Origin of the sequence: Janibacter anophelis NBRC 107843, from assembly GCF_001570945.1 — a bacterium.
Lineage (GTDB): Bacteria > Actinomycetota > Actinomycetes > Actinomycetales > Dermatophilaceae > Janibacter > Janibacter anophelis.
In genome coordinates, this window is record NZ_BCSQ01000072.1 from 1 (window position 1) to 14738 (window position 14738).

Sequence of the window (14738 nt, forward strand, 5' to 3'; positions counted from 1 at the left end):
GGCGGGCCGCGCGCCCGCCGATCACCTCGGACGACCCGCCGGAGCGGTGCGATGACGTGGTCGTCGGCGCGGGCATCACCGGGCTCGTGACCGCGCTCCTCCTCGCTCGCGCGGGGCGCCGAGTGGTCGTCCTCGAGGCGCGCGACGTCGGGGCGGTGACGACCGGCCACAGCACTGCCAAGGTGTCCGTGCTGCAGGGCACCCGCTGGTCGCGGCTGCTGCGCGACCAGTCGGAGGAGGTCGTCGGCGCCCACGTCGAGGGCAACCGCGAGGGGCGCGACTGGCTGCTGCGCTACTGCGAGGAGCGCGACGTGCCGTACCAGGTGCGTCCTGCCGTGACCTACGCACCGGACCGTGGTCAGGGCCTCGAGCGGGCGCGCGAGGAGCTCGACGCCGCCTCACGCCTCGGCCTGCCCGTGCGCTGGGCACACGACCTGCCGGTGCCCTTCGAGCACGCCGGGGGAGTCGTCCTCGACGACCAGGCGCAGCTCGATCCCATGGACCTGCTCACCGCGCTCGTCGAGGACGTGCGCGCCCACGGTGGTCTGGTCGTCACGGGCGCGCGTGTCACCGGCACGGGCCGGACGCTGCGACCGGTGGTGCGGCACACCCGCGGCCGGACGCAGTGCGACCATCTCGTCCTGGCGACGGGCACGCCGGTGCTGGACCGTGGTGGCTACTTCGCCAAGGTGAGCGCCTCGCGCTCCTACGCTATCGCGCACGAGCACCCCGACCCGCCGCAGCTGATGCTCATCTCCGCCGACGGCCCGACCCGGTCCGTGCGCGATGCCCCGGGGTCGCTCCTGCTCGTCGGCGGTGAGGGGCACCCGGTCGGCCGGGCCCGCTCCGAGGCCGAGCACCTCGAGCGGCTGCGTGCTTGGACCGCCGTGCACTTCCCCGATGCCGTCGAGACACACGCGTGGTCGGCCCAGGACTACCGCTCGCACGACGGCCTGCCCTTCGTCGGGCGCATGCCGCGCGGTCTCGGCCACGTGCACGTCGCGACCGGCTACGACAAGTGGGGGATGACCGGCGGCGTCGCCGCGGCGCTCGACATCAGCGCGGACATCCTCGGCGGCAGCATGTCGTGGTCGCGGCCGGTCCACCGGCGCATCACCCGTCCGCGTGCCGCCGGGCGCATCGTCGGCATGAACGCCCGCGTCGGTCTCGACCTGCTCTCGGGTGCCGCCGGGGTGGCGGTGCGCCCCCTTCGCCCGACCCGTCCACCCGAGGGCGAAGGGGAGGTCGGTCGCGACGGTCTCGTCCCGACCGCGCGGTCCACCGTCGACGGGGGGACCTGCGCCGTCTCCGCCCTGTGCACCCACCTCGGTGGAGTGGTGGAGTGGAACGACGCGGAGCGGACCTGGGACTGCCCGCTGCACGGGTCCCGCTTCGCCCCGGACGGCGAGGTGCTCGAGGGACCGGCCACGCGCCCGCTGCGGGCGCATGGCGACACCGGGTCGGCGTAGGTCCTCACTCCTGCGGGCGGGTGAGGACCTCGTCGAGGATGTTGATGATGCTGCGCGTGCTGTTGATCAGCGCCCCGTACACCGGCCACTCGACCTCCGGGAGGTCTTCACGGGACATCTGCTGGGTCAGGGAGTTCAGCCGTGGCCGCAGGCTCGGTAGCCCCGCCTCCGGGTCGGCCACCCGCTCCCCGAGGTCGCACAGCAGCCGTGTCCACACCTCGCAGAAGTCCTCGTCCCACCGGGCGGGCTCGACCGGCGAGTGCTGCACGGTGCGAGCGATCGCCCGAGCCTGGGCGATGCCCTCGTCGATGCGTAGCAGCAGGGTCTCGTACGCGACGGGGTCCAGCTGACGCGAGCGACGCCGGGGGTTGCCGCGGCGGGCCTCCCGGGTGTGCCGCAACAACTCCCGGGCACGCCCGACCCGGTCCTCCGCGCGACGCGAGCGTCGGAGCCAGGCGAGCGGGTCGACCTCGCCGTCGCCACGCAGGGCATCGGCCATGTCGCGCAGCAGCTCCCCAAGCTGCGTCCGAAGGGCATCGACCTCTTGGCGGGCGAGGCGGTCGTCGAGCGGGGCGAGCACGACGAAGTTGACGATGATGCCGAGGGCCACGCCCACGCCGGTGCAGACGACCCGGTCGAGCAGGACCGGACCCTGCTCGGCCTGCCCGGCGGTGACGACGAAGAGGGCGGTCGTCGCCACCGTGCTGCCCTCGTCGCGGATCGGGCGCAGCCGGCCGAGGAGCATGCCGACGAGCAGGGCCACGCCGAGGGCCGCCGGTGACTGGCCTACGAACTCGACAGCCAAGTACGCGAGGAGGATGCCGGCGAGCGACGCGAGCACGACCTGGCCGCCCCTGGTGAAGGATCGGTAGACCGTGGCGTGCACGGTGAGCATCGCCGTCCACGGGGCCATGAACGACTCGGTCAACCCGAGGAGGTGCGCCGCGACGTACCACGCGAGCACGGCGGCGAGCACGGCCTTGAGGATCTGGACGAGGTCGGAGCGGGTGCGGGGTGAGCGCAGGGGCGGGACGAAGGATGTCGCCCGCGCGCGGGCGCGGTCGCGCCACTCGTCACGGGGGACGGTGACGTCGGTTGCGGGCATGGCTCTCCCTTCGGCCAGCGTCCACCTACCCGGCGCGGCAGGTCCCATGCCGGCCCGGGCGACCACTCCGGGTCGTGGCAACGGTTTGTCCGGCTACCCCAGGGGTAGTCCGACGGCATGAAGGCACTCGTCCTGAACTGCACCCTCAAGGCCTCCCCGGAGCCGTCGAACACGCAGGCGCTCGCCGACGTGGTGATCTCGGCGCTGGAGGAGCATGGCGTGGACGTGGGCGTCCATCGGGTCGTCGACCACTCGATCCCGTACGGCGTGTCGACGGACATGGGCAGCGGGGACGAGTGGCCGGCGATCCATGCCGAGGTCCTCGGCAGCGACATCCTTGTCATCGCGACACCCACGTGGCTCGGTCAGCCCTCGAGTGTGTCCAAGGTGGTGCTCGAGCGCCTCGACGCGATGATTTCCGAGACGCGCGACGACGGCACCCCGGTGGCCTACAACAAGGTCGCCGGAGTCGTCGTCACCGGCAACGAGGACGGCGCGCACCATGTCATCGCCGAGGTGGCCGGGGCACTCGGTGACATCGGGTTCACTGTGCCCGGGCAGGCGTGGACCTACTGGAACATGGGTCCGGGACCCGGCCCCTCGTACACAGAGACCGACCACAAGCGCGACTGGTCCGCCGAGACCGGGCGGACGATGGCCTCCAACCTCGTGGCCGTCGCGACCGCGCTGCGTGAGCGGCCGGTCCCCGCGCCGCCCGGCTGACCGTCCGCCGGGCGCGGGACGTCAGGACTGGCGCAGCGTGATGCCGTCGACGACCCCTTGGGCCACGTCGTGCAGCTTGGTGTTGGTCTCGTTGGAGTGCCGGCGAAGCACCTCGAAGGCCCGACCCATCGTCAGGCCGTAGCGCTCCATGAGGATGCCCTGCGCGGCCCCGATGAGCAGACGGTTGCCGAGGGCGCTGCGCAGGCCGGAGATCTCCCGGGCCTGCAGCAGGGCGACCGAGGCCAGACGGGCGTAGACGACCGACTCCTCGAGGGCGTCGTCGTCGAAGCCCTCGACCCGTGACGAGTACATGTTGAGGCAGGCGAGGTAGGGCTCCTCGATCGCCAGCCGCACGCTGAGCGACGAGCGGACGCCCTGCTCGGCGGCGCCCGAGCTCCACCGGGGCCAGCGCTGGTCGGCCTCCGTGTCCGGCACTGAGGCGATCTCGTGCTCCTTGAGCACCGACAGGCAGGGCCCCTCGTCGAGGTCGAACTGCAGGTCGTCGACGGCCCGGGCCCGCGGATCGGTGGTCGCCGCGACCTGCACGGTCTTGCCCACGCGCACGAAGACGCTGCACATGTCGCACCCGGGCACGTTGGCGACGGCCTGGTCGACGACCTGCTGCAGGGTGTAGCTCTCGTCCGGCTCCGTCGACAGCTGCTCGACGATGTGCGCCAGATCGGCATCCTTCACGGGGTCACGGCTCCTCTCGTGGTGCGGGCAGGCCCATTCTTGGGCCGTACCCGCTCTGCTTCGGGAGGATGCTATCCCTCGGACCAGTGGCGCCGCTGACGTCGTTCCTCGGGCGCGGAGAGGGCCCGTCCCGGCCGGACCGCCGGCGCCGCACGGAGCGCGGCACGAGAGGTCGGGACGAGCACACGTCCGGTGACCTCGATGGACATCCGCAACGGGATGGCGCGATGCCGGGGGAGGGGACCGACCAAGAGCACCACGAGCCAATCGGCAGTACCGCTGCGCACGTCCACCAGCACGTCGCTGACGTGCCCGAGCAGGGTCCCGTCGGCGGCGTGGACCTCGCGGCCGAGGTAGCGCTCCAGCGCCTTGCACGTCTTCCGGTTGCGTGTCGTCACGGCTGCGTTCACCCCCTGTCCCGGGTCGGCTGCAGGCCGGATCGTCATTGTCGCCCCTACCCCCACGGGCAGCAGGCATGCCCCGCTCGGCGCACGTGATGCGCCGATGTGTTGCGTGTCGATGGATGCGGTGGTTGGGTGGGGAGTACGACGTCGGCTCGAGACCGTGGCTGGCCCATTGCTCCATGAGAGTGAGGCCGCCGCATGTCCATCACCCATACCGGCACCGCAGAATCCACCGGATCGTACGGGGAGCGTGACCGTCGGACCACCGATCTGCTGGCTCAGGCGCACGCCGAGTCCGATCCCGCCCACGCCGCACGCCTGCGCGAACGAGCCGTCATGACCAACGAGGGCCTCGCCGTCGGGTTGGCCACGCGTTTCGCCGGCCGCGGCATCGACCTCGACGACCTCGTCCAGGTCGCGATGCTCGGCCTGGTCCTCGCCGCCCGGCGCTATGACCCCGAGAGGGGGAGTGGCTTCAGCGCCTTCGCCGCCCCGACGATCACCGGGGAGCTCAAGCGACACTTCCGCGACCACGGGTGGGCGGTGCGTCCGCCGCGCGGTCTGCAGGAGATGCACCACCGCGTGCGGGAGACCACCACGGCCCTGCAGCAGCGTCTGCAGCGTGACCCGTCGGTGGACGAGATCGCCCAGGAAGGGGGTGTCACCCCCGAGGACGTCCGCCGGGCCCGCGCGGCCGGTGACCGCTACCGCTCGACCTCCCTGGACCAGCCCGTCCACGACGACGCCACCTCGACACTCGGCGACACCCTCGACGACGGGCGGGAGGACCCCTTCGACCGGTCCGTCACGCTCATCTCGCTGCGGGCCGCGATGGCCGACCTCGACGAGCGCGACCGCCGCATCATCAGCCTGCGCTTCGGGCAGGACCTCACCCAGCGGCAGATCGGGGAGCGCATCGGGGTCAGCCAGATGCAGGTCTCACGGATCCTCACGAGCATCTGCGCGAGGTTGCGCGCCCGCATCGAGGCCTGAGTCCGTGGTGAGCCGTCGCCGTGCGGCCGGCTCACCACGACCAGGCGAAGCCGAAGGCCCCCGGGCCCGCGTCCTCGAGCACGAGCGAGGCGCGGTTGGCCTCGTCGAGCTCCACCTCGCCGATGGTGAGGAAGTCGCCTCCGGGATGCCGCTCGATGCGGGTGACCTCGCGGGGCGGGACGGCGAAGTCGACGGACACCACGATCGAGCGAGCGGTGTGCGGCGGACCCCAGACGAACCCGTCGGAGTCCGTCGGGCCCTCGCCCTCGTCGACGATCTCGTACGCGTAGGCGTGGGTCTCTCCCTTCGCCAGCGGTCGTGGGAGGCCGACCTCGAAGACGGCGACATTGCTCTCGGGGAAGTCGCGTCGCGAGTCGAGCCGGCAGCCCAGCAGCGGGTTGAAGCGCAGGTCCGCCGCGGCCATGGAGTCGTCGCCGTTCTGCACGTTCACGACGCGGTCCAGGCCGTCCTCCACGGCGACGATGGCCGAGTGGCATCCGGTGTGCACGAGACGCCGATCGGCCGAGACCCGGGTGCGCCAGACCTGGCTGATGACCCGGTAGCTGCCGAGCACGGTGCGCGTCAGCGCGTCGATCTGCTCCATCTCCGACAGGCTCGGGTCCACGAGCAGCTCGTCGAAGCCGGGCATCCTCGGCGTCGACCAGGCATGCATGAACTCGGCCTGGGCCTGCGGTCCGAGGTCGAGCGCGAGGGCCAGCTGCTGGAGCGTGGGGATCTGGGGGGTGAGGATCTCGCCCCGCTCCAGTCCCCGGATCGTGCGCACGCTGAGCCCAGAACGCTGGCTGAGGTCGCTCTGCGTCAGCCCGTGCCCGCGACGCAGTCGCGCGAGCAACGGGCCACCCGTCGATCGGCTCATGCCCCTCACCCTGCCTGACCCTCGGCGTCCTGTCCTGCCTACGGGATCCTGACAGGTGAAGGGGCCGTCCTGTGCAGGACGGCCCCTGACCCTTCCCTCTCCCCCCGGAAATCTCTCGGTGGTCAAAATGTAAATGGCCCGCCACGGCGGGATCCAGAGCCGCGGGACAACTTGCCGCTGACTTGCCGCTCGGTGCTACGCCCGGCCCCTCTGGCGGGGTGCGGCTAGGGTCGGGAGCGTGGCCCATTCACGGATGTTCGAGGACGACGACCCGGTCCTGCACCGGGTGCGCGCGCTCGCGCTCGACCTGCCCGATGCCGCCGAAAAGATCAGTCACGGCCGGCCCGCCTTCTTCACCACCAAGGTCTTCGCCTACTACGGGGGATCGCTCAAGGTCGACGGCGAGTGGGAGCAGCACCCGCAGTCCCTGGTCGTCCTGCCCGACGAGGAGGAGGCCCGCGCGCTGCTCGAGGAGGCGCGCTGCTATCGACCCGCCTACCTCGGCCCGAGTGGCTGGGTGGGCGTCGACCTCGCCGACGAGGGCGACTGGCAGGAGGTCGCCGAGCTCCTCGAGGTCTCCTTCCGCCGGACGGCCGGCAAGCGAGCGGTCGCGCGCCTCGACCAGCGCTGATCCGCATATCCTCGCGGGGTGGAGTTCGCGCGCTTCGGATCGACGACGTGGTCCGACCCGGTCGAGGTCAGCCACGACCGCGCGGACCTCGAGTCCGGCTGCTGGGCGGTCGTGCTCGACTTCGAGGGTGCCCTCACGGCAGTCCGCTTCGCCCGGCGTGACGAAGGGGGAGACCCGCCGGGTGATCCGGACCGCTGGCCGGCCGTCACCGGGTGGGCCGCCTCGCTCGAGCGCGCCGGCTATGTCGCGGGCGTGGAGGAGATCCGCTCGCGGATCGCGGCCGGCACCGTCTACCAGGTCAACCTCACGACGGTGCTCGCCGCGCCGCTGCCCGATGGCGCACACCTGCCCGATCTGGCGGCTGTCCTCGCACGGGGCAACCCCGCCCCCTTCGCCGGGGTCGTGCACGTCCCGTCCGCCGGGGTGGACGTCGTCACCGCCTCTCCCGAGCGCTACCTGACGCGCACCGGCGACCGGCTGTGCTCCAGCCCGATCAAGGGGACGGCGCCGAGCCTCGAGCAGATGCTGACCAAGGACGTCGCGGAGAACGTCATGATCGTCGACCTCGTGCGCAACGACCTGCAGCACGTGTGCGAGCCCGGCAGCGTCGTCGTCGAGCGGCTCTGCGGGCCGGAGGAGCACCCGGGCCTGGTCCACCTCGTGAGCGACGTCGCGGGCCGGCTGCGCGCGGGCACGACCTGGGCGGACGTGCTCTCGGCGAGCTTCCCTCCGGGGTCGGTGAGTGGCGCGCCCAAGTCGAGCGCCCTGACGGCGATCGCCGACCTCGAGCCCGTCCCGCGCGGCCCGTACTGCGGGGCAGTGGGGTGGGTCGACGCCGACCACCCCGATGGTCCGCGCGGGGAACTCGCGGTGGGTATCCGCACGTTCTACGCGACGGTGGACCCGGACGGGGTGCGCCGCCTGCGTTTCGGCACCGGGGCCGGCATCACGTGGGCTTCGGATCCCGAAGGGGAGTGGAGGGAGTGCGAGCTCAAGGCACGCACCCTCGTCGGACTGGCATCTGGAAGAGTGAGGGCATGAGCAACGAGGTCAGGGTCTGGGTCGACGGATCGCTCGTGGGGGCGCACGCGCCGTCCCTCGCCGCGCTCGACCACGGTGTCACCGTGGGCGACGGCGGGTTCGAGACGTGCAAGATCGTCGACGGCGAGGTCTTCGCCGCCGATCGGCACGCCGCGCGGATGGACCGCACGCTCGCCGGGCTGGGGCTGCCGGCCCTCGACCGCGAGCGGCTGCAGCAGGGGATCGACGCCGTGCTCGCCGACGGGCCCACGATCGGCTTCGGCCGGCTGCGCTACACGATCACCGGCGGTCCCGGGCCGCTCGGCTCCGACCGGGGTGACCACGGGCAGACCTACATCGTCACGGCCGCGGAGGTCGCCCCCTTCGCCGAGACGACCGCGGTGGCGACGGTGCCGTGGACCCGCAACTCGCGCGCCGCGACCGCGGGTCTGAAGACGACCTCCTACGCCGACAACGTCATCGCGCTGGCCCACGCCAAGGCGAAGGGGGGCACCGAGGCGATCTTCGCCAACGACCGCGACGAGCTGTGCGAGGGGACGGGCAGCAACATCTTCGTCGTCGTCGACGGTGTGCTGCGCACGCCGCCGCTGGAGAGCGCCTGCCTGGCCGGCATCACCCGCGAGCTGACGATCGAGTACGCCCACGAGGTCGGCATCGAGGTGGTCGAGGAGACGATGCCCTTCACCGTCCTCGAGCGCGCCGAGGAGGCCTTCCTCACGAGCAGCACCCGCGACGTGCAGCCGATCCACGCCATCGACGGACGCGAGCTGGACGCGCCGGGACCGATCACGACCAGGGTGCGTGAGGCCTTCGCCAAGGCCTCTGCGGCGGACCTCAATCCCTGAGCACCGTGGAGACCACCGTGGGGGACGTGGACGTGGACATCGCTGCCGAGGACGCAGGGCAGGGCAAGGACGGGCAGGGGCGGCGACGCTCGTACCGGGACATCCGTCGCGAGCAGCACGCGATCGTGCGGCAGGAGCTGCTCGACCGCTTCGGCACGGACGGCAAGATCGACGCGCACGAGGACCCGATCCGCTGGCGCCGGGCCGTGCGCACCAACCCGGTCACCGGGCCGCTCTACCGCATCGTCATCGCGGTGCTCGGCCTGGCGCTGATCATCGCGGGCATCCCGATGGTGCCGCTCATCGGACCCGGGTGGGCGGTGATCTTCATCGGCCTCTTCCTGTGGAGCACCGAGTTCCTCTGGGCCCGACGGGTCACGCAGTTCGTCAAGGCGGAGGTCAAGGCCTTCGACCAGTACGCGCGGGCGCTGCCGTGGAAGGCGAAGATCCCGATGCTGCTGCTCTCGGCGGCCTTCGGCTGGCTGTGCTTCTACCTCGCCCTGCTCATCACGGGAGTCCCCGGGTGGACGCCCGATGCCATCGAGCAGTACCTCGTCATGGTGCCGGGCCTGACTCGGTCCTGACCGTCCGTCGATGACCTTGACCGTTTCCTTACCGAGCGGTCACTTGTGGGATACCGTCGAGTAACCGGCGTCACGACGGTGTGGCGCCACGACGAAAGAAGTTCGTGACATGCGCAAGATGCTCGCCCTGATCACGGGTCTGCTGTTGTCCTTCGGCCTGGTGGCCGCCAGTGCCGGGACCGCGTCGGCTGCCAAGCCCGCTCCCGTCACCTCCACGACCGTCTCCCCGCTGCTGACCCTGGGTAACCAGCTCGGCCTCTTCACCATCACGGCCGATGGTGGCACCACCTTCGACCCCGCGACCGGTGCGATCGTCGCCGAGGTCGTCAGCAACCCGGCGAAGTCCGGTGTCGTCGTCCAGAAGGGCAGCATCACGCTCTCCAAGGCAGACGGCTCCAGCCTGACCATCAAGAACATCAAGTACGACATCGCCAAGGGCGAGGTCACCGGTGTCATCGACGACGTCCGAGTCCTGCTCTACCACGCGGAGCAGACCTCGGAGACCTCCGCGGCACTCACCGTCGCCCCCGAGGGGGGCGCGATCATGCGCGAGTTCGTCAACTTCCTCGGCCTCCCGGCCGACGGGGCCGACTTCGGCACCGCGACCCTGAGCTGACACGGCACCGGGTCAACCACAGCGAAGGGAGCCGCGCGAGCGGCTCCCTTCGTCGTGCACCGGAGGCGATTGGCACGGAAGGGAGCGGGGCAGGTACTCTGCTCAGGTTGCCCGGCCGGGACGCTGGCCCGGGGAGCACCACGGACGTATAGCTCAGTTGGTTAGAGCGTTCGCTTCACACGCGAAAGGTCAGGGGTTCGAGTCCCTTTACGTCCACCATCCGGAAAGCCTCAGATTCTGCGAAAGTCAGAGTCTGGGGCTTTCGTCGTAGGCGGGTGCACATGCCCTGCATACGACGGCAGACCACCAGACACGAAGATGCCCCCGCGTAGCGCGAACTACCGGGGGCGGACGCCAGACTCTAGGAGGTCTCGCGCATGTTCACCCTGCCCGCGGCCGTTGCCGCATCCCAGACCATCGGCCTGTTCGGCTCGCTCGTCGTCGTGGCGGTCGTCTGTTTCCTCGAGGTGACCCGATGAGCACCTTCACGGGGCGCAGCGTCGCCGGCCTCCGAGCCGACCTCGCCCACGAGGGCCACGCCGACGTCACGGTGCCCGACACCCCGACCGTGGCCGACGTGGCAGAGGCCTGCGGGCTGCTGCAGGTGCCGGTGAGCGAGTACCCACGCTCGTATCGAGCGCGAGGACTGCCCGTCGTGGTGCGCCAGGCACTCCGTCGACATGGCGACGAACGAGCTCGTCCACCGTCGCGCGGTAACGGTCGGGCAAGCAGGGGTTGTCCTCGAGTACGCGCCCGCGGACGGTGCCGACGTTGCGGTGCTGCTGCCGGAATGGCCGCAGGCCAACGTCGAGTCGGCACGTTATCTCGCGGCCGCGCTCACGCAGGCGCTCGAGCAGCTCGAGGACGCATTGTGAGCACCCGGACGAAGGGTGTGAGTCCGGCTCAGACCCCCGCGACGTCAGCGCCCCAGCGCCCCGGCAAGCGTCGTGTGCGGCACTGCTACGACCGACGTGACGCCATGGTGGCGCGCGAGCTCGGCGTGCAGGTGCGGATGCTCTGCGGCGTGTGGGATGGCCTTCCAAGGTCGACGGTGGACGCGGCATCACGGTCGCCGAGGCGAGCCGTCCCGACCACTGCCTGCGGTGCGCCCGCTCCACCGCCCGCCTTGTGCGTGATCGTCAGTCAGGGGGCGGTCGGGCATGAGTGCCGAGACGAAGGGTGTGCCGATCTCGCACACCCTCACCTCAACAAAGGGTGTCCATGCTGTGGATACCCCGGACGTCTTCCACGTGTACCTTGCGGCCGACCTCGAGATGGCCGACCGCTACGGCATCGAGGTCCGCAGCCTGTGCGGCTGGTGGTGCGTGCCCGGCAAGGACGAGGGCGGGCCGCTCGAGGGCAACGCCTTCCCCCGGCCGGTGCGCCTCTGCAAGCGCTGCACCCGCACTCGCGCGTACCGGAGATAGCGCCGCCCCCTTCGTCATGTCGCACATGGCTTCTCAGGGTCCGTGTGCAAGCCAGAGCCACCCGGCCTCGCGCGGCGCTGGACAGGGACTCAGCCGCGCTAGGGGGTGTCCAGATTGGACGCTCCCGGGGTCCGCACTACACGGGGACCCCGGAACCAAAACGATGTTGCCCTCGGCGATGACACGCAGGTCTGTGAGCCGGCGCAGACCGCCCGACGACATGTCAGTGCACGGCCGTCGCTGGGTCTGACTACAGCCTGCTCTCGATCCGAGAGCGGGCTAGAGGGCGTGGGCGGAAACAACGCGGTGTCGGCTTCTTTGGGAGGGTTTCGCCACAGCCCTGCCCCGTAGGGCCCGCGCGACGCCTGGCCACAGACGAGCGCTCTCTCGGGGCATCAACTCAACCGCGACAGCTCCTTCCGGGCCGCAGCCTCAAGCGCGTCGCGCGCGATCCGAGTTGAGTCCCCGATAGTGGTGTAGCGCGGTCGCCGAGATCGTCGCCGGCGTGTACGTCGACGCAGACGCGGCCACCGCGTGATCCTTCGAGTTCACCTCCTACAGCTCACTCGAACGGAGTCACCACGATGACCGCTCCCCACATTGTCGACCCTGCACGTCTGCTGGGCGAAGCACTCGCCGAAGCCAGCCCCGATCTGATGCGCGAGCTGTTGCAGACGATGATCAACGCGCTGCTGTGTGCCGATGCCGATGCGGTGGTCGGCGCCGAGTACGGCCGCCCCACGCCAGGCCGGACCGCACAGCGCAACGGCTACCGCCACCGCGACCTCGACACCCGGGTCGGGACCATCGACGTCGCGATCCCCAAGCTGCGCAAGGGCACCTACTTCCCCGAGTGGCTCCTCGAGCGCCGCAAGCGCGCCGAGGCAGCGCTGATCACCGTGGTGGCCGACTGCTACCTGGCCGGCGTGTCGACCCGGCGGATGGACAAGCTGGTCAAGACCTTGGGCATCGACTCGCTGTCGAAGTCCCAGGTCTCTCGGATGGCTGCCGAGCTCGACGAGCACGTCGAGCAGTTCCGACACCGACCCCTGGACGCTGCGGGGCCGTTGACGTTCGTGGCCGCCGACGCGTTGACGATGAAGCTCCGCGAGGGCGGCCGGGTCATCAACGCCGTCGTGCTCATCGCCACCGGCGTCAACGGCGACGGACACCGCGAGGTCCTCGGCATGCGCGTCGCCACCGCCGAGACCGGTCCGGTATGGAACGAGTTCTTCGCCGACCTGGTGGCCCGCGGCCTGACCGGGGTCCGGCTGGTCACCTCAGATGCCCACGCCGGCCTGGTCGAGGCAATCGCGGCGAACCTGCCTGGAGCATCGTGGCAGCGCTGCCGCACCCACTACGCCGCGAACCTCATGGGCGTGACGCCCAAGAACATGTGGCCCGCAGTCAAGGCGATGCTGCACTCGGTCTACGACCAGCCCGACCGCCCCGCCGTGGCCGCCCAGTTCGATCGGCTGCTGGACTACGTCGAGGGCAAGCTGCCCGAGGTCCACGACCACCTCGACGGCGCCCGCGCCGACATCCTGGCCTTCACCAGCTTCCCCAAGGACGTGTGGACCCAGATCTGGTCCAACAACCCCGCCGAACGCCTCAACCGCGAGATCCGGCGACGCACCGACTCCGTGGGCATCTTCCCCACCCGCGCCGCCATCGTCCGGCTCGTCGGAGCCGTACTGGCCGAGCAGACCGACGAATGGGCCGAAGGCCGCCGCTACCTCGGACTCGAGGTCCTCGCCCGCTGCCGAGTCAACATCGTCCCCACCACCGAACCCGAGATCGGAGCTGATGACCTGCCCGCACTTACCGCCTGACCCATCACGAAGGAAAACGCAGCGCTACACCACCACCAGGGACTTGACCCTCACGCAGCTCGCTGGCCTGCTCACTCGTCACGGCCGGCGCGGTGCCGTCCTCGACATCGGCGCGCTTGAGCCAGTTGGTCAGGCACGACTCGCTGATCCCGAAGTCAGCAGCAATCTGCTTCAACTGCTGACCCGGCTCACGGTTGCGAGCGACCCGCACGACATCATCACGGAACTCTTTGGGGTAGGGCTTGGGCACGGTGTCCATCCGTCCAGCAACGTCCCTCGACGCCACAGATCAGATGTCACCTATCCGTGCAGCAGTCCCGGGCGATCTTCTGCTCCGGCGTCTGATCGGCCGGTGCTGAAGCACCCGTCCCCGCCGGCTTGGACTGCAGTGGGCTGGAGGTCAGCGTCCCGTCTGCGGCGGTCTTCTTGCCGGTCCCGTAGGCCTCGAGCCAGTGCCGCAGCGTGCCGCGCACGATGCCGAGGTCATCGGCGATGCCGCGGACCGTGGCGCCCGGGGTGGACTCGTACAAGTCGACGGCCTGACGACGAAACGCTTCGGAGTAGTTCTTCCTGGCCATGGTTCTCGGATCACCTCGCTTACCCAGCACCAGGTGCTGGATTCAGCGTGTCCAAGAAACCGGGTCAGGCCCCGGCAGCGCCCAAGTCGGTCAGTCCCCGTGAAGCCATGGTGTAAGCATCGCCGAGCGATGGGTCACTGACGAGTTGAATTGTTGACAGGCGACGGCCACATCCAGTCAGAACCTTCACTCAGCCAGCGCGACGACTTCCACCTGCCAGATCTGCTGATCGACGTCGATCGCGTCGAAGATTGGCATGAGCGCTCGTCGTCGCGGGTCACGCAGGTAGTTGTCGAGCGACTCCCGGTCGGGTGCGCTGATGATCTGGATCTCAGCATGGTCCGTCGAGGCACGAAGGCGATGCTCCAGCACCAGGCCATGGTCGACGAAGAGAGCCAAAAGCTGATCTTCAACTGCAACGAATTGCTCGAACTGCTCAGGTTGGACTCGGGCGACCATCGCCAAGCGGATTGGCTCGTTCACGTAGCGTCACCGTCAGGCGTGAGGGAACCGAGTGCCTTAGTCACCTGGGCGGAGTCCACCCAGGTGTCCTTGCGGACCACCAGCCCTTCGTCGTCCAGTGTGACGGTGTCGGTGAGCTGAAAGGTCACTGTCTGCTCGTTAAAGTCAGCGAAGAGAGCCCAGTCGAGAACCCAGAAGTCCGGACCGAAGAGGGTTCGATTCTCTTCGAAGCGAAGATTGGGCCACGTGGCAAAGGTCTGCGCGAAAGCCTCCTCAATGGCGGACCGTCCGCGGATCGGGCCCTGGTCGGTGTGTAGCCAGAAGGTGCCATCCTCGGCGTGCAGCGCACCGATTCGCTTGGTGTCGCGGGTAGCGAAGGTGTCGGCGTACCGCTCGTAGAGAGCCTGCACATCGAGCGATCCGGCCTCTCGCGTCGCGGCGGCGGCCGTCGGCAACGC

General features: G+C 70.1%; 18 protein-coding genes, 1 tRNA gene and 1 pseudogene. 12 read left to right on the forward strand and 8 right to left on the reverse strand.

All coding sequences use genetic code 11. The annotated features are described in order from the left end of the window. The first annotated feature begins 20 nt into the window (after positions 1-20). Positions 21-1469 carry an FAD-dependent oxidoreductase gene (locus tag JAN01S_RS14765; protein ID WP_068319383.1) on the forward strand — a complete coding sequence of 483 codons (1449 nt, stop codon included), beginning with the start codon at positions 21-23 and terminating at the stop codon, positions 1467-1469. Between the two features lie 4 nt (positions 1470-1473). Here JAN01S_RS14765 and JAN01S_RS14770 read toward each other — a convergent pair whose 3' ends face one another. Next, complete coding sequence (locus JAN01S_RS14770; protein WP_068319368.1) at positions 1474-2574, reverse strand: FUSC family protein; 1101 nt, start codon at positions 2572-2574, stop codon at positions 1474-1476. Between the two features lie 117 nt (positions 2575-2691). Here JAN01S_RS14770 and JAN01S_RS14775 point away from each other — a divergent pair, with 117 nt between their 5' ends. Next, complete coding sequence (locus tag JAN01S_RS14775; protein WP_068319369.1) at positions 2692-3297, forward strand: flavodoxin family protein; 606 nt, start codon at positions 2692-2694, stop codon at positions 3295-3297. 21 nt (positions 3298-3318) lie between these two features. On the opposite strand, the gene JAN01S_RS14780 is transcribed toward JAN01S_RS14775, so the two are convergent. Further along, complete coding sequence (locus tag JAN01S_RS14780; protein ID WP_068319370.1) at positions 3319-3990, reverse strand: GAF and ANTAR domain-containing protein; 672 nt, start codon at positions 3988-3990, stop codon at positions 3319-3321. A 71-nt stretch (positions 3991-4061) separates the two neighbouring features. Beyond that, complete coding sequence (locus tag JAN01S_RS17230; RefSeq protein ID WP_169797243.1) at positions 4062-4388, reverse strand: PRC-barrel domain-containing protein; 327 nt, start codon at positions 4386-4388, stop codon at positions 4062-4064. A 204-nt stretch (positions 4389-4592) separates the two neighbouring features. On the opposite strand from JAN01S_RS17230, the gene JAN01S_RS14790 reads away from it, so the two are divergent. Continuing rightward, positions 4593-5387, forward strand: coding sequence for a SigB/SigF/SigG family RNA polymerase sigma factor (locus tag JAN01S_RS14790; RefSeq protein ID WP_084360301.1), 795 nt, complete (start codon positions 4593-4595; stop codon positions 5385-5387). 31 nt (positions 5388-5418) lie between these two features. On the opposite strand, the gene JAN01S_RS14795 is transcribed toward JAN01S_RS14790, so the two are convergent. Continuing rightward, entirely contained in the window at positions 5419-6264 is an 846-nt protein-coding gene (locus tag JAN01S_RS14795) for a helix-turn-helix domain-containing protein (RefSeq protein ID WP_068319373.1), read from the reverse strand. 238 nt (positions 6265-6502) lie between these two features. On the opposite strand from JAN01S_RS14795, the gene JAN01S_RS14800 reads away from it, so the two are divergent. The 9 genes from JAN01S_RS14800 (at position 6503) to JAN01S_RS14835 (ending at position 13240) form a co-directional block, all read left to right on the forward strand. Then, complete coding sequence (locus JAN01S_RS14800; protein WP_306305675.1) at positions 6503-6895, forward strand: MmcQ/YjbR family DNA-binding protein; 393 nt, start codon at positions 6503-6505, stop codon at positions 6893-6895. An 18-nt stretch (positions 6896-6913) separates the two neighbouring features. After that, positions 6914-7936 carry a chorismate-binding protein gene (locus JAN01S_RS14805; protein WP_068319375.1) on the forward strand — a complete coding sequence of 341 codons (1023 nt, stop codon included), beginning with the start codon at positions 6914-6916 and terminating at the stop codon, positions 7934-7936. Continuing rightward, entirely contained in the window at positions 7933-8781 is an 849-nt protein-coding gene (locus JAN01S_RS14810; RefSeq protein WP_068319376.1) for an aminotransferase class IV, read from the forward strand. The genes JAN01S_RS14805 and JAN01S_RS14810 overlap by 4 nt, the downstream gene beginning before the upstream one ends. A 26-nt stretch (positions 8782-8807) precedes the next feature. Continuing rightward, positions 8808-9365 (forward strand): PGPGW domain-containing protein, encoded by a 558-nt coding sequence (locus JAN01S_RS14815; protein WP_169797244.1) that lies wholly within the window; start codon positions 8808-8810, stop codon positions 9363-9365. A 109-nt stretch (positions 9366-9474) separates the two neighbouring features. Next, positions 9475-9981 (forward strand): hypothetical protein, encoded by a 507-nt coding sequence (locus tag JAN01S_RS14820; protein WP_068319378.1) that lies wholly within the window; start codon positions 9475-9477, stop codon positions 9979-9981. A 142-nt stretch (positions 9982-10123) separates the two neighbouring features. Beyond that, positions 10124-10200: transfer RNA gene (locus JAN01S_RS14825), tRNA-Val, on the forward strand. Positions 10201-10661: 461 nt separating this feature from the next. Continuing rightward, positions 10662-10856 (forward strand): hypothetical protein, encoded by a 195-nt coding sequence (locus JAN01S_RS14830; protein ID WP_068319379.1) that lies wholly within the window; start codon positions 10662-10664, stop codon positions 10854-10856. Positions 10857-11207: 351 nt separating this feature from the next. Continuing rightward, positions 11208-11408, forward strand: coding sequence for a hypothetical protein (locus JAN01S_RS16965; protein ID WP_169797245.1), 201 nt, complete (start codon positions 11208-11210; stop codon positions 11406-11408). Positions 11409-11992: 584 nt separating this feature from the next. Next, on the forward strand, positions 11993-13240 hold the full coding sequence (locus JAN01S_RS14835; protein ID WP_068319380.1) for an IS256 family transposase: 1248 nt from the start codon (positions 11993-11995) through the stop codon (positions 13238-13240). Between the two features lie 4 nt (positions 13241-13244). Here the strand turns inward: JAN01S_RS14835 and JAN01S_RS14840 are convergent, their stop codons facing one another. The 4 genes and pseudogenes from JAN01S_RS14840 to JAN01S_RS14855 all read right to left on the reverse strand — a co-directional run. After that, positions 13245-13499: a transposase gene (locus JAN01S_RS14840; RefSeq protein ID WP_218000059.1), complete on the reverse strand. Its 255-nt coding sequence runs from the start codon at positions 13497-13499 to the stop codon at positions 13245-13247. Positions 13500-13557: 58 nt separating this feature from the next. Further along, a pseudogene (locus JAN01S_RS14845) lies at positions 13558-13818 on the reverse strand (transposase); the annotation flags it as partial. Between the two features lie 186 nt (positions 13819-14004). Beyond that, the gene (locus JAN01S_RS14850) at positions 14005-14301 is read right to left on the reverse strand and encodes a DUF1330 domain-containing protein (RefSeq protein WP_157075785.1); all 297 of its coding nucleotides are present in this window, start codon (positions 14299-14301) and stop codon (positions 14005-14007) included. Then, the coding region (locus JAN01S_RS14855; protein WP_157075786.1) for a nuclear transport factor 2 family protein at positions 14298-14738 on the reverse strand (441 nt) is incomplete at its 5' end. The genes JAN01S_RS14850 and JAN01S_RS14855, both read right to left, overlap by 4 nt.

Coding starts and splice junctions, on each gene's coding strand:
- JAN01S_RS14795 (WP_068319373.1), bottom strand. CDS start 6,264: ATGAGCCGATCGACGGGTGGCCCGTTGCTCGCGCGACTGCGTCGCGGG.
- JAN01S_RS14810 (WP_068319376.1), top strand. CDS start 7,933: ATGAGCAACGAGGTCAGGGTCTGGGTCGACGGATCGCTCGTGGGGGCG.
- JAN01S_RS14835 (WP_068319380.1), top strand. CDS start 11,993: ATGACCGCTCCCCACATTGTCGACCCTGCACGTCTGCTGGGCGAAGCA.
- JAN01S_RS14840 (WP_218000059.1), bottom strand. CDS start 13,499: ATGGACACCGTGCCCAAGCCCTACCCCAAAGAGTTCCGTGATGATGTC.
- JAN01S_RS14790 (WP_084360301.1), top strand. CDS start 4,593: ATGTCCATCACCCATACCGGCACCGCAGAATCCACCGGATCGTACGGG.
- JAN01S_RS14775 (WP_068319369.1), top strand. CDS start 2,692: ATGAAGGCACTCGTCCTGAACTGCACCCTCAAGGCCTCCCCGGAGCCG.
- JAN01S_RS14820 (WP_068319378.1), top strand. CDS start 9,475: ATGCGCAAGATGCTCGCCCTGATCACGGGTCTGCTGTTGTCCTTCGGC.
- JAN01S_RS14770 (WP_068319368.1), bottom strand. CDS start 2,574: ATGCCCGCAACCGACGTCACCGTCCCCCGTGACGAGTGGCGCGACCGC.
- JAN01S_RS14830 (WP_068319379.1), top strand. CDS start 10,662: ATGGCGACGAACGAGCTCGTCCACCGTCGCGCGGTAACGGTCGGGCAA.